Origin of the sequence: Cyanobium sp. NS01, from assembly GCF_014280235.1 — a bacterium.
In the GTDB taxonomy this organism is placed as follows: domain Bacteria; phylum Cyanobacteriota; class Cyanobacteriia; order PCC-6307; family Cyanobiaceae; genus NIES-981.
In genome coordinates this window covers 592,940-617,830 of the sequence record NZ_CP047940.1, presented here as the reverse complement: position 1 = coordinate 617,830, position 24,891 = coordinate 592,940, and the positions used below count along the sequence as shown (strand labels likewise).

General features: G+C 62.2%; 22 protein-coding genes. 11 read left to right on the top strand and 11 right to left on the bottom strand.

Annotation, left to right across the window (positions count from 1 at the left end; all coding sequences use genetic code 11):
• Positions 1–36: 36 nt before the first annotated feature.
• The 3 genes from CyaNS01_RS03090 (at position 37) to CyaNS01_RS03080 (ending at position 2,660) form a co-directional block, all read left to right on the top strand.
• Positions 37–1,149, top strand: a complete 1,113-nt coding sequence (locus tag CyaNS01_RS03090; RefSeq protein ID WP_186698760.1) for a glycosyltransferase 61 family protein — start codon at positions 37–39, stop codon at positions 1,147–1,149.
• Between the two features lie 476 nt (positions 1,150–1,625).
• Entirely contained in the window at positions 1,626–1,808 is a 183-nt protein-coding gene (locus tag CyaNS01_RS14310) for a hypothetical protein (RefSeq protein WP_222934195.1), read from the top strand.
• 102 nt (positions 1,809–1,910) lie between these two features.
• Positions 1,911–2,660, top strand: coding sequence for a sulfotransferase domain-containing protein (locus CyaNS01_RS03080; RefSeq protein WP_370561652.1), 750 nt, complete (start codon positions 1,911–1,913; stop codon positions 2,658–2,660).
• A 54-nt stretch (positions 2,661–2,714) separates the two neighbouring features.
• On the opposite strand, the gene CyaNS01_RS03075 is transcribed toward CyaNS01_RS03080, so the two are convergent.
• Together CyaNS01_RS03075 and CyaNS01_RS03070 are read right to left on the bottom strand one after the other, a co-directional pair.
• On the bottom strand, positions 2,715–3,953 hold the full coding sequence (locus tag CyaNS01_RS03075; protein ID WP_225875773.1) for a class I SAM-dependent methyltransferase: 1,239 nt from the start codon (positions 3,951–3,953) through the stop codon (positions 2,715–2,717).
• Between the two features lie 29 nt (positions 3,954–3,982).
• Positions 3,983–4,531, bottom strand: a complete 549-nt coding sequence (locus CyaNS01_RS03070) for a dTDP-4-dehydrorhamnose 3,5-epimerase family protein (RefSeq protein ID WP_186698755.1) — start codon at positions 4,529–4,531, stop codon at positions 3,983–3,985.
• Positions 4,532–4,607: 76 nt separating this feature from the next.
• On the opposite strand from CyaNS01_RS03070, the gene CyaNS01_RS03065 reads away from it, so the two are divergent.
• Complete coding sequence (locus tag CyaNS01_RS03065; RefSeq protein WP_186698753.1) at positions 4,608–5,675, top strand: hypothetical protein; 1,068 nt, start codon at positions 4,608–4,610, stop codon at positions 5,673–5,675.
• Positions 5,676–5,701: 26 nt separating this feature from the next.
• Here CyaNS01_RS03065 and CyaNS01_RS03060 read toward each other — a convergent pair whose 3' ends face one another.
• Genes CyaNS01_RS03060 through rfbF form a run of 3 tightly spaced genes read right to left on the bottom strand, consistent with a single transcriptional unit; the run spans position 5,702 to position 8,556 of the window.
• The gene (locus tag CyaNS01_RS03060) at positions 5,702–6,700 is read right to left on the bottom strand and encodes a hypothetical protein (protein ID WP_186698751.1); all 999 of its coding nucleotides are present in this window, start codon (positions 6,698–6,700) and stop codon (positions 5,702–5,704) included.
• Between the two features lie 3 nt (positions 6,701–6,703).
• Positions 6,704–7,786 carry a CDP-glucose 4,6-dehydratase gene (gene rfbG / locus CyaNS01_RS03055; RefSeq protein ID WP_186698750.1) on the bottom strand — a complete coding sequence of 361 codons (1,083 nt, stop codon included), beginning with the start codon at positions 7,784–7,786 and terminating at the stop codon, positions 6,704–6,706.
• Positions 7,783–8,556: a glucose-1-phosphate cytidylyltransferase gene (gene rfbF, locus CyaNS01_RS03050; RefSeq protein WP_186698748.1), complete on the bottom strand. Its 774-nt coding sequence runs from the start codon at positions 8,554–8,556 to the stop codon at positions 7,783–7,785. Before rfbF ends, rfbG begins: the two co-directional genes overlap by 4 nt.
• Positions 8,557–8,650: 94 nt before the next feature.
• Here rfbF and CyaNS01_RS03045 point away from each other — a divergent pair, with 94 nt between their 5' ends.
• Positions 8,651–10,240 (top strand): glycosyltransferase family 2 protein, encoded by a 1,590-nt coding sequence (locus CyaNS01_RS03045; protein ID WP_186698746.1) that lies wholly within the window; start codon positions 8,651–8,653, stop codon positions 10,238–10,240.
• Here the strand turns inward: CyaNS01_RS03045 and CyaNS01_RS03040 are convergent.
• On the bottom strand, positions 10,197–11,126 hold the full coding sequence (locus CyaNS01_RS03040) for a hypothetical protein (protein WP_186698744.1): 930 nt from the start codon (positions 11,124–11,126) through the stop codon (positions 10,197–10,199). The two genes, CyaNS01_RS03045 and CyaNS01_RS03040, sit on opposite strands and share 44 nt — an antisense overlap.
• A gap of 185 nt (positions 11,127–11,311) precedes the next feature.
• Between CyaNS01_RS03040 and gmd the strand changes: the two genes are divergently transcribed.
• Together gmd and CyaNS01_RS03030 are read left to right on the top strand one after the other, a co-directional pair.
• Positions 11,312–12,469 carry a GDP-mannose 4,6-dehydratase gene (gene gmd / locus CyaNS01_RS03035; protein WP_186698742.1) on the top strand — a complete coding sequence of 386 codons (1,158 nt, stop codon included), beginning with the start codon at positions 11,312–11,314 and terminating at the stop codon, positions 12,467–12,469.
• Complete coding sequence (locus CyaNS01_RS03030; RefSeq protein ID WP_186698740.1) at positions 12,466–13,479, top strand: GDP-L-fucose synthase; 1,014 nt, start codon at positions 12,466–12,468, stop codon at positions 13,477–13,479. Before gmd ends, CyaNS01_RS03030 begins: the two co-directional genes overlap by 4 nt.
• Here the strand turns inward: CyaNS01_RS03030 and CyaNS01_RS03025 are convergent.
• A complete protein-coding gene (locus CyaNS01_RS03025; RefSeq protein ID WP_222934194.1) occupies positions 13,442–14,470 on the bottom strand; it encodes a sulfotransferase family protein in 1,029 nt (342 codons plus the stop codon). The two genes, CyaNS01_RS03030 and CyaNS01_RS03025, sit on opposite strands and share 38 nt — an antisense overlap.
• A 283-nt stretch (positions 14,471–14,753) precedes the next feature.
• On the opposite strand from CyaNS01_RS03025, the gene CyaNS01_RS03020 reads away from it, so the two are divergent.
• The gene (locus CyaNS01_RS03020; RefSeq protein ID WP_186698739.1) at positions 14,754–15,920 is read left to right on the top strand and encodes a hypothetical protein; all 1,167 of its coding nucleotides are present in this window, start codon (positions 14,754–14,756) and stop codon (positions 15,918–15,920) included.
• Between the two features lie 303 nt (positions 15,921–16,223).
• Complete coding sequence (locus tag CyaNS01_RS03015; protein WP_186698737.1) at positions 16,224–16,664, top strand: hypothetical protein; 441 nt, start codon at positions 16,224–16,226, stop codon at positions 16,662–16,664.
• Here the strand turns inward: CyaNS01_RS03015 and CyaNS01_RS03010 are convergent.
• Complete coding sequence (locus CyaNS01_RS03010) at positions 16,593–17,564, bottom strand: glycosyltransferase (RefSeq protein ID WP_186698735.1); 972 nt, start codon at positions 17,562–17,564, stop codon at positions 16,593–16,595. The two genes, CyaNS01_RS03015 and CyaNS01_RS03010, sit on opposite strands and share 72 nt — an antisense overlap.
• A gap of 105 nt (positions 17,565–17,669) precedes the next feature.
• On the opposite strand from CyaNS01_RS03010, the gene CyaNS01_RS03005 reads away from it, so the two are divergent.
• Positions 17,670–20,108, top strand: coding sequence for a glycosyltransferase family A protein (locus CyaNS01_RS03005; RefSeq protein ID WP_186698733.1), 2,439 nt, complete (start codon positions 17,670–17,672; stop codon positions 20,106–20,108).
• Between the two features lie 125 nt (positions 20,109–20,233).
• Positions 20,234–21,073 (top strand): hypothetical protein, encoded by an 840-nt coding sequence (locus CyaNS01_RS03000; protein WP_186698731.1) that lies wholly within the window; start codon positions 20,234–20,236, stop codon positions 21,071–21,073.
• Here the strand turns inward: CyaNS01_RS03000 and CyaNS01_RS02995 are convergent.
• From CyaNS01_RS02995 to CyaNS01_RS02985, 3 genes are all read right to left on the bottom strand, one after another.
• The gene (locus CyaNS01_RS02995) at positions 21,030–22,544 is read right to left on the bottom strand and encodes a glycosyltransferase (RefSeq protein ID WP_186698729.1); all 1,515 of its coding nucleotides are present in this window, start codon (positions 22,542–22,544) and stop codon (positions 21,030–21,032) included. The genes CyaNS01_RS03000 and CyaNS01_RS02995 overlap by 44 nt on opposite strands.
• Positions 22,545–22,550: 6 nt before the next feature.
• Positions 22,551–23,834: a sugar ABC transporter gene (locus CyaNS01_RS02990; RefSeq protein ID WP_186698727.1), complete on the bottom strand. Its 1,284-nt coding sequence runs from the start codon at positions 23,832–23,834 to the stop codon at positions 22,551–22,553.
• Between the two features lie 262 nt (positions 23,835–24,096).
• On the bottom strand, positions 24,097–24,888 hold the full coding sequence (locus CyaNS01_RS02985) for an ABC transporter permease (protein ID WP_186698725.1): 792 nt from the start codon (positions 24,886–24,888) through the stop codon (positions 24,097–24,099).
• Positions 24,889–24,891: the final 3 nt, after the last annotated feature.

Below are 24,891 nucleotides of genomic sequence, written 5' to 3'. Positions count from 1 at the left end.
TGCCCACCTGGCTAGCTGGCCTCTCTGACTTGAATCATGCAACCAGCCCTTAACCTGATTGGCACCGTTACGAAACGCCATCCCTCATGGTGGGGAAGGGCTTCAGTCGGGCAACCAAGTCAGATGATCGTTGAAAGTGATGCTTTGGTTCTCGACATTAGTCGTCACCAGCATTATTCAAAACGTTGGTGGCTCAATATGAGTCATGGCGTGGTGAACAAAGATGGGGCACTCATTGAAGCCTTGAACGACAAACGCGGTGCACGACACTTTAATTACCCCCAAGAAGACCGGCTTCGGGAGATCAGCCAAGGCCGGGGTATCGGCGCCCAACCCATGGATAAAGAATTGGTACTTTATGGTGGCACTCTATTTGATCATTTCGGTCACTTACTTCTGGATCTAACCCGAACCTATCAGTTATTACGGTTGTTTCGAGATCTTGATGCTCCTATCTGGTTTCACTATCACCGACTGCGTAAGGGAAAAACCCTTGCGAATGAGCCTTTGCTCACCCAGTGGCTGGAGTGCCTGGGCATCCGGGAGAGGGCAAGGCTTGTCCGCAGACCGATCAGAGCTAAAACACTGGTATCAAGCAGCGTGCTTTACAGGGATCGCTGCTTTGTCACCAGCGACTTTCACCACGCTTGCCTTGCTGCCTTGTGCCCCCAGCTGCGCGAAAAGCTAATCCATACTAAGCACAAACAGAAGATTGCTTATCTTTCCCGCCACAAACTGAGCGCAGGAACAACCAAGTTTCCAGGAGAAGCTGATGTGGTAGACCGCATCGGGAGACTACGTCAAGTTGATGTGATTTGTCCCGAAGAGTTGAGCTTTGAGCAGAAGCTTGCCGTCTATCGCGAGTACGAGTGGGTGATCGGTTTTCCCCAAGCTTGCATGAATCTCAAGGTCTTTGTGCCCCAAACAGAAGGCCATCCTCCTGCTAGGCAGGTCATGTTCCTAGCAGGGGCGAAAACCCTCAGCACCAACTGGGTGAATATTGATGCAGCTTGCAAGTTCGAAGATTTTTATGTGGACTGCCATCCGGACATCTCCATGCGTCTCAATGCCGACGAAGGCTTTCAACGCAGCAACAATTTTAATATAAATACTGTGGTTCAGTCCATAGAAAAGCTAGCTGCCGACTAGAAGACCCTATTCAACCTATGATCTCCCATGAACATCGTTGTATTTTTATTCATATTCCACGCACCGCAGGGACCAGCATCGAATCATAGCTTGAGACTAATCCACAATTCCTTTGTAGTCCCAACGAGAAACGTCTAACGACCATCCAAGCAAAAACAATCTATTCCGAGTTCTGGAGAGACTATTTTGAATTTACAATTGTCCGCGATCCATACTGTAGGTCGTTCTCATTTCTCTCCAAATTCAGTCGACATTACGGAGTGGGCGCCAAGAACCATTGCATTAACTTTTGCCGGTACAAGCAGAAGTTTGGATTTCCTATCACGCTGGAGCATGACACTCGCTTTCATGCGGTTTCGGACCTACTAGCTCTCGAATCAAAGTGTACACGTGGTTACCGTCCCAATTGCGTTTACGGGAATATCCTAACTGAGGAGCTCAATGCGATCTATAAGTTCGAAGACCTCGACGCTGCCGTGGAAGACATTGCCTACAGGCTTTCGCTTCCAGTTCCTCAGCTGCAACATGCAATGGCTGCAAAGTATGGAGTAGATCCTGCTTTACGCGTTGATCGGCGCTCAGTAGAGCGCATCAACAAACTCTATGGGCTTGATTTTCATGGCTATGGCTATGGCTATGGCTATGCCATGACAACATAGCCTTGGGCTCAACTCCAAACCCTCACCCTCTCTCACCAGTTGCCTGACAGATTTGTCAGGGGGCCGGTGACTCTGCATTCTAGAGTCTACAGATGGTTTTGGATGCGAGTCATGCTGGTCGTGGTTTGTGGGATGCACCGATCTGGCTCAACCTTGGTAGCTCAGTTGGCCAAGGGCCTGCTGAGCGCTAGTTGTGAGCTGACCGTCAGCAGTAATGGTCTCGGCAGCTCAGTGGAGCAGATGCATGCCAGAGCCAGTGATCCTGCTCACACTTGGCTCGCAAAGGTTCATATCCCGCGGCGGGAGCTGCGCCGTGCGCTTCCCGATCAAGGTGCTCTCTACCTCTACACCTACCGCGATGTCCGGGATGCCTTGGCCTCAGCCTGGCGCAAGAATCGCTTCCTGTTTGGCAGCGAAGATCGTGGTCCAACGATTGCAGCCAAGTTCGTTCGCGAGGAGATCGAGATCGGGGCGGTATTCGAAGATCGTCGTCACTGCTGGATAGGGCGTTACGAAACCATCGTTAATGACATCCCCAGCCTCGTGAATGATCTGGAAAGTTTTCTGGACTTATCCGTCTCCACTGCCCTCAAACAGGAATTGGTGGAAGAGGCTGCGCCAGATAAGCAGCGACAGCGTTCCCAGCTGGTGAGCACAGGCGATCAATTGGTGCGGTTGGAAACATTCATCACCACCAATCACATCACCGATGGCCGCTTTGGCGCCTGGAAGGAAACCCTCTCAGTGGAGGAAGCCATCGCCTCCGAACATGCTGCCCGCGACTGGCTGCGCCAGAAGAAGTATCCCCTGTGCTTTCGCAAGGCCATGTACACCGATCCCCCCCAGGAATGAACACTGTCACGAGAAAACTGGCTCTCATGAGAACTGGCTTGAGGTCTCGGAGCTTCAGAGGCTTTCCAGGGTAGGGATTGCCCGGTAGAACAGCATCTCCGGGTTGGCCTGAAAACTGGCCTTGACCTCAGCCGCCAGGTTCCAGGGCAGCACCAGCACCTGGCTCGGCTGCAGAGCCAGCCACTGTTCTGGCGAGAGCACCGGAATGTGGCTGCCTGGCAGAAAGCGACCGATCTTGCTGGTTGCCTTATCCGCCACCACGGGCAGGAGATCGGCACGCACGCCGGCGTAGTTCAGCAGGGTATTGCCCTTGGCCGCCGCTCCATAGCCCAGCACCGTCTCGCCCCGCTGCCGGGCCTCCAGCAGGAACCTCAGCAGGGCATGCTTGGTCGCTTCGGCTCGCTGCTGGAAACCTCGAAAGGCCTGCACAGACCAGAGTCCTGCGGCGGCCTCGGCCGCGAGCACGGTGTCGATCCTGGCCTGAGCCTGGGTTGACGGCTGTTGGTCCGCGTCGCGGCGAGCCAGCCAGACCCTGAGGCTGCCGCCATGGGTGGGAAGTCTCTCCACGTCCATCAGCTGGAGGCCGGCCTGGCCTGCGATCAGCTGCAGGGTGGCCAGGCCGATGTAGCTGTAGTGCTCGTGATAGATGGTGTCGAACTGGTTGCCCAGCAGCAACTCCAGCAGATGGGGAAACTCGATTGACACCTGGCCGCTGGGTTTCAGCAGGATGGCCATGCCGGCCAGAAAGTCATTGATGTCAGGCACGTGAGCCAACACGTTGTTGGCCACGATCAGATCGGCCCGACGCCCCTCGGAGGCCAGTTCCTCGGCCAGGCTGACACCGAAAAAACGTTCGATCGTGGCGATGCCCTTCTGCCGCGCCGCCTCTGCGGTGGCCGCCGTGGGCTCGATCCCGAGGCAGGGGATGCCGCGCTCCTGCACGTACTGGAGAAGGTAGCCGTCGTTGCTGGCCAGCTCCACCACCAGTGTCTCAACCCCAAGACCAAGGCGCTCGCAGGCAGCTGCCACAAAGCGCTCGGCATGAGCGCACCAACTCGTTGAGGTGCTGGAGAAATAGGCGTAGTCAGCGGTGAACAGCTGCGTGGCCGCCGCGTGGGCCGGCAACTGCACAAGCCAGCAGCTGGTGCACACCGACACCTTCAGGGGATAGGTGATCTCAGGCTGCAGCAGTTGCTCGGCGGTGAGGTAGGCGTTGCTGGGGGGCTGATGGCCCAGATCGATCACCTCCTGCTCCAGCGGCGCTTGGCAGTGGCGGCAGCGGTGCTGGATCACGGGACGGGAACAAACGATTCAGAGGAGGCTCAAAGGTCGGCCAGGCGCGGAAGCTGCTGGTCGCGTGGGCTGAGATCCACCACTGGCAGAGGCCAGGCGATGCCGAGGTCTGGATCATTCCACACCACACCCACCTGGTCAGCAGGCCGGTAGGGAGCGGAATGCACGTAGAGGAGCTCGCTGCCAGCCTCCAACACTTGAAAGCCGTGCAGGCAACCCTCGGGGATCAACCAGGCATTGCCCGCCTCAGCACTCAGTTCCAGGGCCAGCCACTGCCCCCGGGTGGGGGAACCCTGTCGACCGTCCAGGGCGACGTCAAACACCCTGCCCCGCAGGCAGCGGACGAGCTTGGCTTCCGGAGTCACTCCCCGCTGCACGTGCAGACCACGCAGGGCGCCGATCCGCTCCGTGCGGCTCACGTTGATCTGGTGCACAGGCCGATCCCCCCACCAGGGCGCCAGGTCTTCACGGCGGAAGGCATTCAGGAAACTGCCGCGGTCATCGAGAAACGGCGATGAAGCCAGCTCCACCAGCCCCTCGATGGCCGTGGGGTGGGCCTGGGCCAATCGCTGCGCCATGGAGAAGGTGCCGCTGCGGCGGTGACAGCCTGCCAGAGACCCTCACCCGTAGGGTGCAGGGGCCTGGGTGGTGCACATGGTGAAGTCCGGGGCAGGACGTGACTACAAGGCTCCCCGCGAGCTGCTGCTTCACACCGGTCTGGATGGCGGCCTGATGGCCGAGCTGGCCGCGGATGTCGCGGCCAACCGCCGGCAGCTGCGGCAGCACGGCATCTGGGCCCACCCGGGCGAGGCGCTGCTGCCGGCGGTGCTGCGGAACGACTGGAGCGCCTGGAACCGCCTCGAGCGAGGGCGCCTGTGGAAGCCCTGGCGGCGCCATGAACACCTGTGGGCTGTAGCCTCCGGCCTGGTGCCGTCGCTGCTTCAGGAACGCCGCTTCGGCCGCCTGCGGCAGCAGGTGGACGAACGGGGCTTCCAGCTGGCCATCGTGGTGCATCTCTTTGACGGCCGCGAACAACTGGCGCGCGACTTCGCCCGTTGTCTGATGGCCTTCCGCTGTGCAGGCTCCTATGACGCCTTCGCCGCACGCCAACTGGAGCGCCATCCCCAGCGCTACCGGCTGGATCGCCTGTTCGAACCGCTGCTGGAATGGTGCGGCGCCCGAGGGCTGCGCTTTGTCCTGCACCCGCCTGGCGGGGGTCACCGCCTGGCCAGCACCTGGACCACCCTGAGCCTGTTTGGAGGTGCCGGCTGCTCCGACCTGCCTGCATCCGGCGGTGAGTCCATGACAGCCCCGCCGCCATGGCAGGCCGGACTGCCGATCTCCCCAGATCTCTCGCCGCGCGCTGTGGCACTCGCTCAGCAATGCCTCCAGGGCCTCAATCAACCCCCCCGAGGCGAACGGCGTCAGCAGTTGCGCCGGAAGCTCAAGGCCCAGCTCGCGGGATCGAGCCTGGATGAGGCGCCGAAGACCAGCTGGGCCGACCTGTTCGACGCGCCCTCCCTCGCCGCCGAGTTCGCCGAGGCCCAGCAACGGTTTGGGCTGAGGGTCTGGGGCATGGATTGGCCGGCCCAGGGGCCGATCACGCCGGCGGCTCTCCCCCTGGCCCTCTCACGGCACCGCTTCTGCAAGCCTCCAGGCCGTGCTTCCCTCCAGGCCCTGCGTCGTCGAGAGGAGGCGGTCGATCAATCTGTCGTCGGCTGAGCCAGCCCGCTGATCAGGTCCGCTGATCAGGCCGTTCGCTGATCCAGCAGACGCTCGGGGTAAGCCAGCATGAAGGCCCGCTGCAGGCGGGAGTTGCGCCATGGCCGCACCTTGCGCAGGTAGCGACCCTTGCGGTCTTCGATCAGCACATTGGTCACGCCGTCGAGTCCCCAGCCGTGGTCGGGATCGAAGGGCCAGAAGCTGTAGACGGTTCGCGCATGGGGGGAGAGGGCGACCACCCCCTGCATGAAGGTCCCCCGTCCCGCGACGAAATGCCGCCCGCGCACCAGAAAGGCGATGTCACGCTCCAGGCCCCAGCTGTGCAGGGTCACCTCCAGGCCCAGGGAGCGGCAGTGCTGTTGCAGAGCCAGCACCACGGGATTGCCGAAGTCTTCAAACACCAGATGCACATGGGCCCAGGCCCGCTGCTGCAGCACCAGGGTGTAGAAGGCCAGCGGTGGCTGGTAGTAGCCCGGATGGGGGTGGCGATCGAAGATGTCACCGCAGCGGATGTGCACCACCAGGTGGTCGTCCGGCAGAGCCTGCCCTTCCAGCGCCAGGGTCATGGCGGGGCGTAACTGCTGCAGCAGGCTGCGGAAGCCGGGCATCGGATGGGCCAGGGCGCCGAGGGTATGGCAGTAGAAGAAGCGCCCCTCCAGCCGGGTGTGCTCGGGGGGGAAATGGCTGAGGCCATTGATCACCTCCAGGCCATTGGCCAGACGCGTGGAGCCTCGGCGGAGGTACCAGGCATCCGGAACCTCCAGCACCCTGGCACCGATCCTACGGGCGAGGTGAGAGGCATGGCAGAGCTGGGCGAGGCTGTTGGAGAAGCGCTCCAGGCGGTGGATGCGCAGGGCGTCGACCCTGCCATCGAACGCCTCCGGGGTGGCTCCCGTGCCCAGATGAACCCCATAGGGATCGCTGCGCCGGCGATGGGCGGTGGGGGAGGGAATCCTGTTCCCACGCATCATCAGCAGGTCGAGCTGATGGCGTTCGGCAAAGACACTCTGAACGTGGTCATTCATGGCTCAGCCCGCCCCATAGGCCTCCAGGTCGGCCTGGCAGCACGCCAGGGGTGACGCCCCTTCATACACCTGTCGGTACCAGCCGGCCGTGCGGGCCACGGTGGTGGCGAAGTCCCAGCGGGGCTGCCAGAGCAGCCGGCTGACGGCCTTGTCGATAGCCAGGTGCAGCAGGCCGGCTTCATGGGGAGCCCCAGGGCCGCTGCAATCGCGCCAGCGGCCAGGCCAGTGGGACTGCAGGGCCAGCACCAGCTCCTGCACCGTGCGGTTCGACTCCAGCCCCGGTCCGAAGTTCCAGGCCTCGGCGAAAGCCGCCGGATCCCGGCTCAGCGCTTGCGCCAGCTGCAGGTAGCCGCCCAGGGGTTCGAGCACGTGCTGCCATGGGCGGGTGGCCCGGGGGTGGCGCAGGTCAAGGGTCTCCGCTGCCGCCCAGGCGCGCATCGCATCGGGCACGATCCGATCGGGAGCCGAGTCGCCCCCGCCGATCACGTTGCCAGCCCTGGCCGTGGCGATCGCGAGATGGGGGGTCTGGTGGGCGCCCGACCCGCAGAAACTGCTGCGCCAGGAGGCAATGGCCAGCTCGGCGGCCGCCTTGCTGGCGCTGTAGGGGTCATGGCCTCCGAGCCGGTCGGGCTCCCGGTAGCCGTGCAGCCACTCCCGGTTCTCATACACCTTGTCGGTGGTCACCATGACCACAGCGCAGGGATGGGGCAGGCACCTGAGGGCTTCCAGCAGATGCAGGCTGCCCTGCACGTTTGTGGCCCAGGTGCCGAGGGGATCGGCGTAGCCCCGCCGCACCAGGGCCTGGGCCGCCAGATGGAGCACCACCTGGGGGCGGGCGTGCCGCACCGCTGCAGCCACGGCCTCGGCATCGCGCAGGTCGAGCAGGTGGGATTGGAGCTGCTCCGGGAAGCGGTGCTCGAGTTCCAGGGCGCCATAGAGGCTGGTGGTGGCTTCAGGCGGCAGGGCCAGCCCTTCGACCCTCGCCCCGAGCCGCAGCAGCCAGAGGGCCAGCCAGGCCCCCTTGAAACCGGTGTGGCCGGTGAGCAGCACCCGCCGGCCGGCCCAGAAGGCCGGATCGATGCTCATGGCCAGCGCTTCCAGGGAGCCTGCCCGCCCTGCCAGAGCGCTTCGAGACGGTTGCGCTCCCTGAGGGTGTCCATCGGCTGCCAGAAGCCGCTGTGGCGGAAGGCCGAGAGCTGGCCAGCCGCCGCCAGACGCGGCAGCACGTCGGCCTCGAAAACGCTGGCGTCATCGCGGATCAGATCACACACCGAGGGCTCCAGCACAAAGAAACCACCGTTGATCCAGGCATTGTCGCCATCAGGCTTCTCCTGGAACTGGCGCACCCGCTGGTCTTCGAGATGGAGGGCGCCATAGCGCCCTGGTGGCTGAACGGCCGTGAGCGTGGCCTGCAGGCCCTGGCTGGCGTGGTGCTGCACCAGGGCCTCCACATCCACATCGGCGAGACCATCGCCATAGGTGAAGCAGAACGACTGATCCCCCAGATAGGGACGCACCCTGGCCAGCCGCCCGCCGGTCTGGGTGCTCTCTCCCGTATCCACCAGGGTCACTTTCCAGGGCTCGGTCTTCTGGTGGTGCACCTCCATGCGATTGCCCTCATCCATGTGGAACGTGACATCGCTGGTGTGAAGAAAATAATTCGCGAAGTATTCCTTGATCATGTAGCCCTTGTAGCCACAACACACGACAAAGTCGTTGATGCCAAAGGCGCTGTAGATCTTGAGGATGTGCCACAGGATCGGCCGTCCGCCCACCTCCACCATGGGCTTAGGACGCACCTGGGTCTCCTCGGAGAGGCGGGTGCCCAAACCGCCTGCGAGGATGACAGCTTTCATGCGGCAACCCAGGCGTGGTGGCACTTTAAGCCGTGGTGGCCACGGCTCCGATGCCCGCGGCTGAACACCTCTGCCCCCCGCCGCGCCTGAAGCCATGGCTGCTGCTCCTCCCGATCTCGTCTGGCTGCCCGAGGCCAGCCGCCGGTTGCTGCAGGCCTCGCGGCTGATGGGCTCAGGTGAGCCGGGCAGGGCCCTGCAGCAGCTCTTGCAGGTGGCCGAAGCGTCGCCGGGGTTGCGGCCCCTGTGCACCCGGAAGGCCCGCCAGGCCCTCATCGCCCAGCTTGAGCGTGACGGCGTGGAACGGCTGCGCACCCAGGGGCCCCTGCCGGAAACCCCCGAGGCCCTGCTGGCCTGGGTGCTGGCCCATCCGGCCCACCAGCTGGAGCTCTCGGCGGCCAGCCCGTCGACCCTGCGGCTGGGCCTGCTGCATCTGCTGGTCTGGGACAGCCGCGTGGTGGCGGTGCTCGATGGCGAGGCCCCTGGGGAAGACCCGCATCCCGCCCTGCTCTGGCTCGATGGCCAGCTGATCGCCGATGGCCATGGCCGATACCACCCCCTCAATGGCCGCGAGGAACCCCAGGCCCGCCTGGAGCGGGGGATTCGCCTGGCCCTGGGGCGCGACTGGCTGCTCGGCTGGCACCGCTGGCCATGGCTGCCCGGCCTGGCCATCGAGCTCGAGGCCCCCCTGGAGCCCACCGAGCATCCCCGCCACTGGCAGGAGGCCCGGCGCCGCTGCCACGAGAACCTGCTGCAGGAAAGGCGGCGGCTCTGCTGGAGCTCAGTCCACGAGCAGAGCCGAGATGACGAGCTGGTGTCCGTGGTGATTCCCGTGTGGGGCGCGGGGACGGAACTAGGCCACTGCCTGAAGCACCTGGGGCAAATGCAGGGCTCCCAGAAGCTGGAGATCCTGCTGGTGGACAACGGCAACGGCGATGCAGGCACCTGCGCCGTTCTGGATGAGGCACCCAGGCTCGATCGCCGCGTGCGGGTGCTGCGGCAGCCCAGCAATTTCGGCTTCGCGCTGGGATGCAACCTCGGCTTCGCGTCCAGCCGCGGCAGCAGGGTGCTGTTCCTGAACAGCGATGCCCGCATGGCAGCTGGGGCCCTGCCCCCGCTGCTGAGTGCCCTGGAGGATCCACGGTGCCGCGGCGCCCAACCGGCCCTGCTCACCCCCGCAGGCCAGGTGCAGTGCCTGGGCGTCGTCTTCGGCCAGGCCAGCCCCCTGGGCCTGGCCCTGCATGCAGGCGCCGCCGCAGCGCCCCTCTTGCAGCGTCGCCGCACCCCAGCCGCCACAGCAGCCTGTCTGCTGCTGCGCGCCCGGGAGTTCGCCGCTGTGCAGGGCTTTGATGTGGGCTATCTCAACGGCCAGGAAGACACCGATCTCTGCCACCGGCTGAGGCAGCGCTTCGGCGGGGACTTCAGCGTGGAACCGGACAGCCTCGTCATTCACCCGGAAGGGTCGAGTCCGGGCCGCTATCGCTTCATCGAGGCCAACCGCAGCCGGCTGATCGCCCGCTGGCCCCACCCCGAGCAGGACTCCCTGGCCAGTGCTGCTGCCGCCGATGCTCTGGAACTGGTGGGCTATCTGGACAACGACCGGCCGGGCCGGCCCGCTTGGCTGCGCTCGCCGCGTCCGGTGGTCAGGCCCTGCCGAGCAAGCTCTGCTGACGCTGCAACCCCCTGATCACCTTCAGGGCCGAGTCATGCAGGGCATTCTGGCTGCGGGAGAACTGAACCGCCTGCTCCAGGGTGGCCTGGATCTGCTGCTGGTTGGCCAGCAGCTCCGCCTGGTTGAGCTGCTCGGCCTCCAACTGTTGCCTGAGGTGGAGACGGTCGCTTTGGCACGTCGCCAGATCTGCCAGGGCGGCCTCCATCTGTTGCAGCTGCTCCGCCAGTTGCTCCCGGATCCAGGCGGCATCAATCAGCTCGGCTCGAGCTGCTCCGAGCTCCAGGCCGAGATCGTGCAGGTCAGCCTCAAAGCGGGCCAACCGTTGGCACTGCTCCAGCAACCGCTCTGGCTGGGCCGACGCCTCCAGGCGCGAGAGGCAGTCATGGTCGGGTGGGCGCCGTTCAGCACCAGCAGCGAGGGAATGGCCGTCCAGCCTGAGGTAGGTCGGCAGGATCTGCGGCTGGCTCTGGAGCAGGTCCAGAGCAATCACGGCGTTGAGGGCTTCGGGCTGAGCGCGAAGCCAGAGATCCTGGTCGGCAAGGTCGGCCCCTGAGCCATCGCCAGCCACCGGCAAAGAGTCCGCAAGCGCTCCACCTTGCAGCGCCGCCACCGCCCAGCCCACCAGCTGGGGCACGGAGCTGAGGCCCAGGTTGACCAGACGCAGCTGGGGCTGCGGCTCTGTCGCCGCCCAGGCCGAGGCCAGATCGGCCAGACGGGTGTAGTGGCCGGCCAGGCCGCCCTCGGACTGCAACAGATCAGCGCAGAGGGCCTGATCGGGGGTGGGGAAGAGCACGGCCACCGGCCCGAGGCCGAACTCCACGGCCTCCCAGGACTCCAGCTGTTCCAGCGGCAGGTCTGCGGCAAGCAGCACGTTCAGCAGCCGATGCAGGATCGGAACCATCACGGGATCCGCGGCCCCGGGAGGGAGGGCAATCCGAAGTGCGCTCACAGACCATCCAGGCTCTCCTGCCCATCTTGCTCCCCACTGCAGCCATGAGCCGATGCGAAGGACAGACGGGACACACGGTCACTGATCCCAAGACAGGTCACAATGACGCGCACGCCCCCAGCAACTGCAGCAGCGGTATGAGCAAGACAGCGTTGATCACCGGAATCACAGGTCAAGACGGAAGTTACCTGGCCGAATTACTGCTCGAGAAGGGCTATGAAGTGCATGGGATCAAGCGCCGCTCCAGCAGCTTCAACACCAGCCGCATCGACCATCTCTACCAGGATCCCCATGTCAGTGATCCGCGCCTGGTGCTGCACTATGGCGATCTCACAGACAGCACCAACCTGATTAGGATCGTACAGCAGGTTCAACCTGATGAGATCTACAACCTGGGGGCACAGAGCCATGTTCAGGTGAGCTTTGAAGCGCCTGAGTACACTGCCAACAGCGATGGTCTTGGCACGCTCAGAATTCTCGAAGCCGTGAGGATTCTTGGACTCTCTGAACGCACCCGGATCTACCAGGCCAGCACCAGCGAACTCTACGGGCTGGTGCAGGAGACCCCACAGAAGGAGAGTACTCCATTCTACCCCAGGAGCCCCTATGGAGTCGCCAAACTGTATGCCTACTGGATCACAGTCAATTATCGAGAGGCCTATGGCATGTACGCCTGTAACGGCATTCTGTTCAACCATGAGTCGCCGCGCAGGGGTGAGACCTTTGTAACACGCAAGATTACGCGGGGGCTAGCAAGAATCGATGCAGGCCTGGATCAATGTCTTTACATGGGCAATCTCGACTCCCTGCGCGACTGGGGACATGCCCGGGACTATGTCGAGATGCAATGGCGGATGCTGCAACAGGAAGGCTCACCAGAAGACTTCGTGATCGCCACAGGGCGCCAGGAGAGTGTGCGGCGCTTCATTGAGCTGGCCGCTGAAGCCGTTGGCTGGAAGGATTCAACGGGTGGTGCTGCCATCGAGTGGCATGGGGAAGGCCTGGAAGAAGTTGGCCGCCGCACCGACACCGGTGCCGCCGTGGTGCGCATCGACCCCCGATACTTCAGGCCAGCGGAAGTGGAAACCCTGCTGGGAGATCCAAGCCGTGCCCATGAGAAGCTCGGCTGGACTCCGACCACTACACTTGAGGAGTTGGTGGAGGAAATGGTCACCTGCGACAAGCTGGAGGCCTCCAAGGAAGCCACCCTACGCCGGGAGGGTTTCACCGTGGTGGGGTCGATGGAGAACCCCCCAACCAACCCCAATGCCGTGAGCCCGAAGGTGAAGGCATGAGCACCAGCACCGCCCAGGCATCCGGTGGGTTGCTCCATCACCAGGACAGAATTTTTGTAGCTGGACATCGAGGCATGGCTGGCAGCGCCGTCTGCCGATCCTTTGAGCGGCAGGGTTTCACCAATCTGCTCACGGCTGATCGCTCCAACCTCGACCTCAGCGACGACGGAGCCGTCAAGACATGGTTTCAGCAGCAGAAGCCAGATGTGGTGGTAGTGGCAGCCGCCAAGGTTGGCGGCATTGTGGCCAACTCCACCTATCCCGCAGACTTCCTTCTTGATAACCTCAAGATTCAGCTCAATGTGATTGAGGCTGCCTGGCAACAGGGTGTGCGTCGCCTGCTATTTCTCGGCAGTAGTTGCATCTATCCAAAGTTTGCCGCCCAGCCCATCCGAGAGGAGGAATTGCTGAATGGCCCACTTGAACCCACTAATGAGTGGTATGCCATCGCCAAGATCACCGGCATCAAGCTATGCGAAGCCCTGCGACTTCAGCATGGCTTCGATGCCATCAGCTTGATGCCTACCAATCTCTATGGCCCAGGGGATAATTATCACCCTCAGAACAGTCATGTTCTGCCAGCCCTGATTCGTCGATTCCATGAGGCCCGCATGAACCGTGCCAGCTCAGTGACCTGCTGGGGCACAGGCCAACCACGCCGGGAATTTTTGCATGTGGACGATCTTGCGGATGCCTGCGTGTACTGCCTTCAGCGTTGGGATCCTTCAGCTGAAAATGCCCCTCAGCAGCAAGACGGACAACATCTCAACTTCCTGAACGTAGGCACAGGTCAAGATCTTCCGATCAAGGAATTGGCCCAAATGGTGGCTGATGCCGTGGGCTTTCAAGGGGACATTGAGTGGGACAAGACCAAGCCAGATGGCACCCCACGGAAACGACTGGATGTGACTCGGCTTCAAAGCCTTGGTTGGAAGGCCAAGGTGGCACTATCCTTAGGAATCCAAGAGGTTGCTAGGGAGTTTTCCCAGGGACAATCCACGCGTCTTTGAGGCTGTCGCGCTCCTTACGATCGGCGGCTGTATTGGAACGGGGAAACGGCACAGAGGGTATTGGATAGCCTAGAAAGTTGCAGAGTTCGGGCCAGCCAGCCCCGGCCGTAAGATCAAGCACAAGCAAGTCCCTTGGGCGATCTCGAAAATAGTCAATCACCTCAGCATTGTGCTCATTGTAGCGCTTAAGATAGACGCCCTCATTCCCCTTGGAACATCCCTTTCCATAGATCCATTGTCGCATAGTTGACACTTTTGAACCAAAGTGCTTCACCTGGCTTTGCAACCAGGCCTCGGGGGGACGCACAGTGAGAATGAATTTACTACCTGGAAATCTGGCATCCAATTCTCGGTAGAACAGTGGCCACGGATTATCCTGGAAGGCATTATAGCGAGGCACAAGATTACAGCACGCCTCCAGAAGTTCGTGGTGGCTGTGAAGCCCCTTGAGCCGTCTTCGACCAATCACTCGGTAGCCCAGATATTCAAGGGCTCGCTCCAGGCTGGTTGTGCCAGTTTTATGAAAACCTATACAGAAGAGCTTGGATCTGGAGCGGCGGCGGCGCTGTTGCCTCAGACGCCTTGCGGCCCGGCTCTGGGAGAGCACAACCACCGGATCAGGGTCCGGCAGCCCCAGAAACTGTTTCAATGCTGCCTTCGCCTCAGGGCTCGGCAGCGCAACAGCAAGCAGCCTTCCAGGCTGGGCCGCAAAAAAACACTCAACCTCCTCGCAAAAAGCAGTGATGCCCTGGGTGGCGGTAGGGCTCTGCCCATCGCTGCCACGGCTGCGGAGAAGAATGAAACGACTGGAGGGGTAACGTTGTGCGAGATCTTGATACTGCCCAGCCAGCCCTACACCCATGAACGTGTCGTAACCCGCCGCCCCCTCTACCTCCGGGGAGGCCTCGCTGACGGCCAACCCAAAACCCTTCAGAATGCGACGCGTGACCTTCTGGCCCTGCCGTGAAGGACGCAGCACAAAGATTGTCATCGTAGTGGCACGAACAGCTGGGAGACTAGTACTGTACAGGCGCTAGTATGCCTAACTCTTGCCAAGCCGTGAGCTGGATTCAGACGATGCACAGGCATGCGCAGCCCAACACAGAAGAGCCAAGCCCTAGGAAGCTCAGCAATACAAAGCAGAGACTGCATTACCAAAGCCAAGACGATGGTAAAGACTGGTCGCCAGGATGAATCAGAAACGACCACCACAGACTTCAGCATAGTACAGTAAAGTTGCCATTATGGCACGCAGAACTACAAACATTGATTCCGTGAGTAAACAACAGGAACGTAGGGCCATTATCCATATTGGGGCCCCAAAAGCCGGATCGTCTGCCATCCAGACGTTTCTGAAAGCCCACTACGAGCAGTGGCAATCTGGCGGGATCCTGAGCCTGGGGATGACAGGCGCCAAGACCGGCCTCAATCACCGCAGCCTTTATTTCGCTTTTCATCAGGGCAGCATCAGTCGCGTGGACCGCATGCGCTTCAAATCAGATGATGCCTATGCTCAGCATCGCGAGCTCCAACGGCAGCTCCTGAAACAAGAAATCGCCAGTCACGACTCTTGTCGCACCCTGATTTTCAGTGATGAATATCTCACACGCCTCGATCTCGAAAGCGTGCGTGACTTACGGCTATTCCTGGAATCCCAAGCCTTCACAGAGTTTCTGATTCTTGCCTATGTTAGAGATCCGGGGTCCCTGTTCCTTTCCAGTGCCCAGCAATCCATCAAAGCCCATCATGAATTGCCATCGCCCATAGGCTGGCAGCAGACGTTTTCCCACGTGCTGCGGACATGGGATTCGGTCTTTCCTGGATGCACCCTGTTCCGCGCCTATGAACGGAGCACCTTGGCAGAGGGGTCTGTGGTGGACGATTTCCTGCAATCCATTCGCAACCCCAATACAGACGCTGCCCATGCAAACACCGCGGCATCCACCAAGGGCAACCGAAATCTCTCCATGACGGCTGAAGGCATGGCTCTTTTGCTGAACTACCGTCGAATGTTTCATCGGGATAAGGCCAACACCTTCACCCCGGATACCCGTCAACTGATCCTGACGCTACAAGAGTTCAGTGGGATGGAACGATTCGAGCCCCCTCGCCTGCGAGAGGAATGGCGAAACTACATTGAGGGCTGCCACGCCGAGGAGCTACTTCAACTCAAAACAGAGTTTGGGTTGAGCTATCAACGCGTAAACTATGAGCATTTGAAGGAAGCCCTTGAATCGCCCCCAACTGTCCCCGAAATCCCACCTAGTGACCTCAGTGGAGGGCTCATGGACGTTGCGTATCTTGTGGAAAACATCTCAACCGAATCCTATGGCATCCTGAGCTTGCTTGTGTTGAACAAGATGGCACAGCGGTCAGCGGAGAATAGCAAGCTCAAAAAAGCACTTCAAGACGCTGGGCCACAGATAACCAGCACAAGCTGAAGAGGTGGCGCAATCAGTGCCTAGCGAAAATTTCATCACTCCATGGAATACCCGAGGCTTCTCTCAAGCAGCTCGGTCTGGACCGACGAACCTTCGCTAACTCCTGGCATCCCTGCCCTGAGGCTGCTGATGTCGGTCCCACGACAGCAGACAGGTCACCACATCGGCGGCCCACACATGTTTGGCGGCTGTGTAGCTTTGAAAACATCCATTCCATCGGCGGGATCCATGGCCACTCCAGCTGTCTCGCTCCCACGCCGTCTTGCTGGGCCGCTGAAGAAGATCGCTCGGCGGCTCAGGCTCTTGCCCCCCCCTACGCCCCACCAAAGGCTGGCGATCCTTCTGGAGCATCCTGAGCGGCGTGCGCCTGAAGCCTGGCGCAGCTGGCGCAAGGCCAAGCTGACCCGCGTCCAGGAGCTTCTGGCCAACAGAAAGGGCGTGGTCGCGGCTAGAGAGCTCAGCAGAGCCCTGCTTCAGGACCCGGACTTCCCCAGGTTTGATGAGCTCATGGCCGAGGCCGCCAGCCTCAAACTGCGTCGGGACGCCAAGGCTGGCCTGCCGGATCCGATCGTCGAATTCCCCGAAGAGCTACGGGCCCAGGCCCTGCAGCTGGAGGGGTTTCAGCTCTACATCGCCGAAGTGGAGCAGCTGCTCCAACAGGCCGGCTTCCCCTCAGGGTCCGAGGTCGGCGGGGGCAGCCAGGGCAGCCCCTCGCGTCCAACCGCCAGCGTCAGCCAATCCTGAGCCAAGGCCGCAGGCCGCCAGCAACGCCTCGGCCCGGGCCTGAAAACTGTGCTCACGGGCCACGACCCCGCTGACCCATTGCAGCAGTCCAGGCTTGGAGCGGCGGCGCATCACCTCAGCCAGCGTGGCCTGGGGGTCGTCATCGGGGCCATGCACGACGATCCCCGGCAGCAGCGCTTCAGGGCAGCCTGGCGCCACGTCGGTGATCACCGGCACCCCGCAGGCCAGCACATCGAAGACCCGGTTGTTGAGATAGCCGAAATCACGCATGGCGCCGTGGTGGTCGTTGAGCACCGCCAGGCACTCGCCGTAGAGAGCCGGCAGGGCGTGGTTGCTGATGCTCTGCCGCTCCGCCCTCAGGCCGTAGGCCTCCCAGCCGCTGCCGATCAGGGTGAGCGGCAGCCCGCTGCGGCCGAAGCCCAGCACCAGGGGCCGGACCAAGCCACGGGTGTTGCCCACGAACAGCAGCCCCCGGCTGGGCTGCCGCGGGGAACCGGCCATCCGGAAGTCCGTGGCCTGGGGCAGCACATGGGTGGGCTTGCCGCTCAGGTAGGCCAGGCGCTGCCGGTCCTGGGCAGAAGCCACTAACACCCGATCGTAACTGGCTAGTTCCGCGGCGCTGATGTCCAGCGGCCAGCTGATCTGCCAGAGCAGACGGGTGCAGTAGGTGGCCTGGCTGAGCCACTCGGGGCGGGGACGGAACTTGCCCCGCAGCAGCAGCAGCCCGGTGCCGGCGGGAGGGGGGGTGGCGCTTTCGTAGGTGTCGCGAAACAGCAGGCGTGTGGCAAGGCCACAGCCGCGCAGGGCCCGCTGCAGGCTCTGGGCAAAGGCCACATCCCCCCAGCCCGCCAGGCCGGCGGGGTCGCTCGGGGCGGCGATCAGCAGATCCAGGGACCTCAATCGGGGCGCGAAGATGGATCGCCATCCTCCCCCGCCCCCGTTCTGGACGTTCACACACGCCTGAACCTGCAAGGACTGATCCAGCGGCTCCATGCCTTGCCTGGGGTGAGCAGGTACCGCTTCTGCTCAGGCCTCGACGCGGTGCTGTTGCTCCCAGGGGAAGCCCTGGGGCCGGAGCGGCCTGGCCGCAGCCTGGAGCTGACCCTGCCGCCTGGCCCCGGGGCTGACGCCGGCCCCTCCTCCCCCTCTGTGATCGCCCTGCTGCCCCTGAACTGGGCTCGTGGGCTGGTGGAGGCCGAGCTGGTCCCCAGCCTGGAAGAGCTTCTGGAGGCTGCCGGTGGAACCTGCCTGACCCTGAACGCGCTGAGCTGGTCTGCCGCAACAGCCACCGCCGAGCCACGGTCCCATCTGGAGGAGGAGCTCCTGGCCTACCGCGCCCAGCTGGATCTCTGGCTGCACCTGCTGGGGCCCCTGCAGCACGAGCCCGAGGGCCCCTTGGCGTCAGCCGCGGCCGGGGTGATCCCCACCGCCCTGGCCCTGCTGCAGAGCGAGCGTCGCCTGCTGCGCCAGATCGATCCGCGCAGCTGGCCCACGCCGCCCTGGCGCCCGCCGCTGGACGCCACTGGCTGGATCCGGGCCGACGTTCCCCTCAGCCCGGAGCAGGCCGATCAGCTGGCAGCCCTGGTGCACCTGCTCCCCCAGGACGAGCAGGTGGCCTTCACGGCCGCGCTCGCCTCAGACCTGGAGGCGCTGCTGGGGCAGGCTGCCCCCGGAGCGGCGGCACCAGAGCCTGCCTCCGGGCTCGACTGGGCCTGGGATCTGGCCGAAACGCTGGTCGGGGCCCTCAACAGCCGCGACCCCGAGCTGAGCGCCATCGCCCGGCAACTGCGGGGGCAGATGCTGGAGCGCGCCCTGCAGCTGCCGGACCCGGTTCAGCGGACTGCCCGGTTGATCCGCTGCATCGACAGTGAGGCCTGCAGCAGTGAGACCTGCAGCGGCGAAGGCCCCACCGCCGTGGCGGTGCTGGCCGCAGCCATCGACAGCGTGGTGCAGGAGATCGATCTGGCCTCAAGCCGCGGCGATGGCAAGCAGCGACGCCTGCTGCAACGTCAACTGGCCGAAGCAGTAAGGGGCGCCGGCAGCAACCTGCAGCTGCTGCGCGAGCTGGTGCTGCAACTCAGTCTGGAGAGTTGCAGTCAACTGCCCCAGCGCCAGCCACCCTCAGCCTGTCTGCTGTTGCTCAAGGGCCTGCTGCTGCTGGACGGCGCCGCTGTGACCCTGCTGCCGCTGGAGCGGCAGCAGGCCCTGGTGCAGCTGTTCGAGCGACTGCTGCCGCGCGTGTGGTGGCAGGCCGATCTGCTGGAAGCCCTGCTTCGAGACCTGCGCCGGTTTCGACTCGATGTCAGCTGGCTCTCCAGCCATGGCGGTGCCGTGCTGGCCGGCACCATGCGCCTGCATCGTTACCTCGTGCCACCGACCGAGACGGCCGGTCAGCCAGGCGCGGATTCGGAAGCGCAGGGCAAGGAACTGCTGCGGCTGCAGCTTCTGGCCTTGCTGCGCCTCACCAGCGGAGTCAGGGACCGCACGAATCTGCTGCGACGGGTGCAGGAGATGAACCCCGGCGACACGAGCCGCTGCTGGCTGGCTGGGGCTGAGGAGCCGCTTCTGGCGGCGGCCTGCTCGGGCTTCGGCACGTACACCACCTCGTTGCTGCGCCTCTATGGCGAGGCCTGCGGGGTGCCCGATCTGATGCCGCTGCTCCCCCCAGGCGAGGGGGTGGCTCAGGCCTTTGATCGGATCCTGGAGCACTGGCGGCGCCACGGCCCCCAACCCGGATCCGCCGCGCCCGGAGCCGTGCGGATTGCCGTGGTGATCACCACCTTCCGCCCGGATCTGGGTCGGCTGAGGCAAGCCCTGGAGGCCCTGCGCCTCCAGACCCTTCCCCCAGCCGAGGTGCTGGTGGTGGATGACGGCTCGCCGGCGGCGGAGGGTGAAGCCCTGGAGCAGCTCCTGGATCTCTTCCGCTACGGCCACGGGCTGCCGGTGCTCCTGCTGCGGCAGGAACGTAACCAGGGCCAGTACGCCTGCCGCAACCTGGCCCTTGCCGCCTGCCGCTCGGAGGTGCTCGCCATTCAGGACGACGACGACCTCTCTCACCCCCTGCGCCTGGACCACCAGGCGAGGGCCCTGGCACAGGGGTCCCTGGCTTGCTATAGCCAGCATGTGCGCTTTGAGGAGCTCAGTGGCCAGCCCCAACCCGATGGTGACGGCTTCCGTGCCATCGGCGATGGCATCACCTCCCTGATGGTGCGACGGGACACGGCGGTGGCCCTGGGGGGGTTCTACCCCGTGCGCTCCCGCGGCGATGTGGAGTTCCGCAGCAGGTTGCAACGCCAGTTCGGCAAGGGGGCCATCGCCCGGCTGCGCCAACCGCTCTATCTGATGCGCGGTGGAGCCGACACAATCTCCTCTGGCTTTGAATACGGCTGCAGCCTGCGGATGTCCACCTGGCGTCGGCTGATCAGACGGGAGCACCTGGTGTGACACCCTCAGCAGCAGCGATGCGGAACGCCGCAGCCAGGGGCGATTCCGCAGGGAGCCGCAGCACCGCACCCGTGCTGATCGGACTCACCTCGATCCGGGGCCGGGAAAGGGCGCTGAAACGCACCTTGGACAGCTTGCTGCGGCAGTCCCTGCCCCCTGACGCCAGGCCCGTCTCCCTGCATCTGTTCCTCTCCCATGACCCCTACCTGCTGGATCTGGGCTTCACAGCGCTTCCACGCTTCCTCCAAGACCGCCAACGCCAGTCGCGCCAGCGCGGGATCCAGCTGCACTGCCACTTTGTGGAGAACACCGGCTCCTATCGCAAACTGCTGCCCCTGATCGGACTGCTCGACGATCGGACACAAGCCCTGGATCCCTACCTGATCACGGCCGACGATGACACCCTGTATCCCCGGAACTGGCTGCGCCGGCTGCTGAATGCCCAGGACAGGCTGAACTGCGTGGTGGGCTTCCGGGGCCGCCGCATGGTGGTGGAGGAGGGGAGGATTGCCCCGTACCACCGCTGGATCAAACACGATCCCTCGCTCACCGAGCCTCACCCGCTCACCGTGCCCACGGGCAAGGACGGCATCTGCTATCGACTGAGCCAGCTGCATCGCGACGTGCTGAACTGGCGCCAGGCCCTGCAGTTGGCGGGCCATGCCGACGACCTCTGGTTCAAGCACCACACCCTGTTGCTGGGGGTGCCGAGCGCCTTGTTGAATGCCTCCCTCAGCCTCGAATTTCCTGAACTCACCGCTGCCGGTCGGCGCATCCGCCCTCACCGCAACAGCCAGGCGCCCCACAGCCTGTTTCTGACGATCAACAAACGGGGCGGCAATGACGCCGTGCTCGCGCGACTGATGGATGCGAGCATCTACCCCCTCAGCGGCGAGCAGGGCCAGCCCAGCGCGTCGTCCCTCAAACCAGCCAGTGCAGGTTCGAGGCGCCCAGCTGTTGGCTGACAGCACGGCGCATGGAAGCTTCGGCTGAGCCCGACCAGGGAGCAAAGCCTGGCTGCGCTGACGCGGTGAGGTCGACAGCGCTGAAGGGCAACTCCATCAGGATGAAGCGGCACTCGGCGCCAGCAGGCATCCCTGCAACCTGGAGCAGGTGGCGAAGACTAAACGGCGCCCAGAGCGTCAGCGGCTGCAGTTGCGCCAGGCTGTTCAGGCCAGGCATCCAGTCCGCTGGCCACCGGGGCTGGCCGCCACAGGCAGGGCAGAGCTGCTCCGCACTGTGGATCACAAGGTGCCAAGAGGCGGCTTGCTGACCCGAATCAAGCAGAGCCTGCGGGTGGAAAGCAGCCACAGCGGGGCGGGTCGTGCCCTTCCAGTCGCCTGACTCAGCCCAGTCAGTCAGCCCTCCGCTGCAGGCCTGAAACTGGCGCAGGCGCCAGGCCCACGTGAGCCGACGGGTGGTTCTGATCCACAGCCAGTGATCGGTGACCGACTTGGAACGGCCGCGGAGCTGCTCATGCCGCAGCCAGGGCTTGGGCCCGGCAAAGTGCACCAGCGCCAGGCCTTCAATGCAGCCTTCGAGAAACTGAACAACATATTTGATGTTGCAGTTGAAATTGAGCGGGAGCAGCTCAACCGGCTGATCCATCAGCAGCTGATTCCACACTTTCTGGTCGGCAAACAAATCCAGATGAGGGCAGACGGAATCAGCACTCGATCGAATCAGGGCCTGCATGCGGGTGAACATGGTGTCGGTCAGAGCAGATCCCGGAATCGAGATCAGCCCCGAATTGATCACAGGCCGGCCGGTATGACCACTGACAACGCCATATGGGTTGGCACCACAATCAATCACTACCCGGAAGGCCGAGCCAGGAGCCCAGAGGCGATCCAGCGATCCGAACACCAGAACATCGGAATCGAGCACAACGACGCGCTCATAACCGCGCAGGCTCAGGGCATAGGTATTGAGATAGCCCAGGACACCAATCCGCTCGCGGTTTGCGGAGTCTCGCGGCAGGACGGAGACCCAGCTCGGATCCGGAGCCTCAAAGCTGATACGGGGATAAAGCTCAAGCAGTTCAGCCTGATCCAGCTGATTCAGTGAGCCATCGTGAAACACCACAAATGGACTGGACAGATCCGGATAGACCGACAGCAAGGACAACAGCAAACCGCGCAGGCCTGGCAGGAAGCGGTCATTGGCTACTGTGGCAAAGGCCACGTGGGAACCGGGGTCTACAGCAAGGGTCCGAACCGAGTCTCTCTGCGGCCAATACCGCTGCGGGCCATCATCGCGGTAGGTGAGCAGATCCAGGCGTGAGTAGGGAGGGAGAAGGGCTTTCGCCTTTTCCTCTGACAGTTGCTCGGAGACACGCTTAAGACGTTGCGCCAGACGGTCCCTCTGGCGACGTGCCAGATCCCTCTGATCGCGCAGACGATCAAAATCCTGCTGGCTGCGGCGGCGACCAAACAAGCGCTGTTACTGACGCCGGGAGATACCAAGCACAAAGCTGGCCACACCCCAACCCACGAGCAGCAGACCCACAAGGGAGAGCAATCCCTTCCACCGCCAATCAAGGGACTGCCCCGATGGGGTTTCCGGATTACTGAGCAGGACCAGGAACTTCAGCTGGCGCTGACTTTCAAGACGACTGTTGTCAGCAGCAAGCTGGGCTGCCTTGACAGAAGCCTCTGCAAACTGAACCTCGGTGGTGAGATTTCTAGACTCGACCAACTTCTGGTTGAAGTTCTTCGCATCAGAGCCAACAAGCTTGGAGCGCTCTACATCTATTTGTTGCCTCAGCTCAGCAATCTGGTCAGTAACAAAGGATACTTCGGGGCCATTTGGATCAAGAAACTGTCGCTTCAGGCGACCTTCTTCCACCTGAAGATCAATCAACCTGGCTTCCATGGCAGCAATGAAGCGGCTGGTGGCTTCAGCAGCAGCCTCGGGATTGATCTCTCCTTGACGGTCATTGAAAGCAGCAAGAGCCTGCTGGGCCTTGGCAAGCCGCTCACGGGCATTTTCAAGTTCCTGTTCAGCAAACGTCTGCTGATTCCGGCTGATGTTCTGGTTGGAGGTGTTGAGAAAGTTTTCCGCCTCATCCAGAAGTAAGCGGTTAAGCTTGAAGGCCGTCGTTGGGTTCAAGCCAGTGGTCGTCATCTGTATGACGCCCGTCAGATCCTGCGGCACCACACTCACTTGACGACGGAAGAATGCCAGCTGCTGGTCAAAGGCTGCGTTCTTGGGAAGGCCTGCAAAAGGATCAGTGCCATTTCTGGCATAAGTCTGCTCAGGCTCCAAGCGCAGGAAGACTCTCTCCATCACCTCTGGCGATGTGAGATAGACAGAGAGGAATCGGCCATCCTCGAGGGATCCCAGCATCGTGGGACCGGCAAGAACAGTGCCCAGCAGGGAAGGAGTGACGTTGTTAGGGGCTTGGGGCAATCGGACAATGAAATCCGACGTGACCTGATAGCGATTGCGGCCAACCACTCCAAAGTAGAGAACCCCACCAGCAAGAACCAGGGCGGCAATACGCTTCGGCCCAGGGATCAACCAACGACGCTGCTCGGGGGTCAGCCCTTTCCAGCGACGCCCTTCATCCTGGGCAGAATCGACGGGAGACCCGGACGGTTCATGGAGTGGCGGGCGGCCCACATTGGGAAGCTCGTCTTCGGCAAAACCGATGGCACGCAGGACACCTGAAAGGGAGTGGCCCACCCGGCTGGCCAGACCTCCCGCCACCATGCCGATCTCCATGGCACGCATCTCGGTTCGATCGCGCCGGCTCAGCCGACGCTCTCGCCTGGCGCGCACCGGCCTGGGGAGAGGTGCAGAATTGGGAGAGCGATCGTAAATCATTCTAAATACTGTATCACAAAAGAATCAGCAGCAAAGCTTGGCATGTTCATCCCTCTGGCGGTTAAACCGGAGGGCAAGGACATAGGCCACAGGCAAAAGGGAAGAGAGAGGCTCAAGGTAAAATGAAGTGCAGAATACTTAGAAGAACTGGACACAGAATCTACTCCTCGTCTGCCAGCAAAAGAGTTTCATTGTTGCCATAGATAAAGAATCCAAGCCCCAGCAAAAACAATGTAGAGCCTATCAAATAAACAGCTGAAACGCCAGGTATGGGATAGTCACTATTGAACGAATGTCGCAGTAGTTCAATGCCATGGGCCAACGGATTCCAGAGGATCCAACCTCGGAAGATGTTGGGGATGGTGCTGATCGAAAAGAAGATGCAAGACGTGAATAGGAGTAGACGCCTCACCGCCGTCCTGGCAATACTGGCAACAAATGGCAAACGATGTCCGATGATCAGTGTGACCAAGCCAACGCCAAAGGCAAGTAACGAGAGCATGATGAAGTAAAATACGGCAATTCCTGGCTCCTCAACGATTGGCTTCCATTCGTACACAAATGAAGAAAATATAAATGCAAGCAACAAAAGCGAGAAGACCTGGGTATCAAGAACGGCAGAGCCAAGTAGGTAGTCGATAGGGCGAATTCGGCTGTAATAAGTGAGTTTTGTGCTCTTTTTGACTCCTCCAAGCGCCTTCAGTGCCACTTCTGAAAACATAAAGAATCCGACAAACCCAATGGCCATCCATAGCACGGGATTAATATAGTCTGGCTGGAGACTCGCTTGACTACCAAATAGGCGGAATGACATAAAGATAGCGATAAAGAGAAGCGGCTCTACAAACACTCCCAGTACACCCATCGGTCCTTTTGCCGCTCTCATTTGCAGTTCGCGCTTGGCAATCGCGTTGACAATACGAACTTGAAGAAGCAGTTTTTCAATAATCATCAG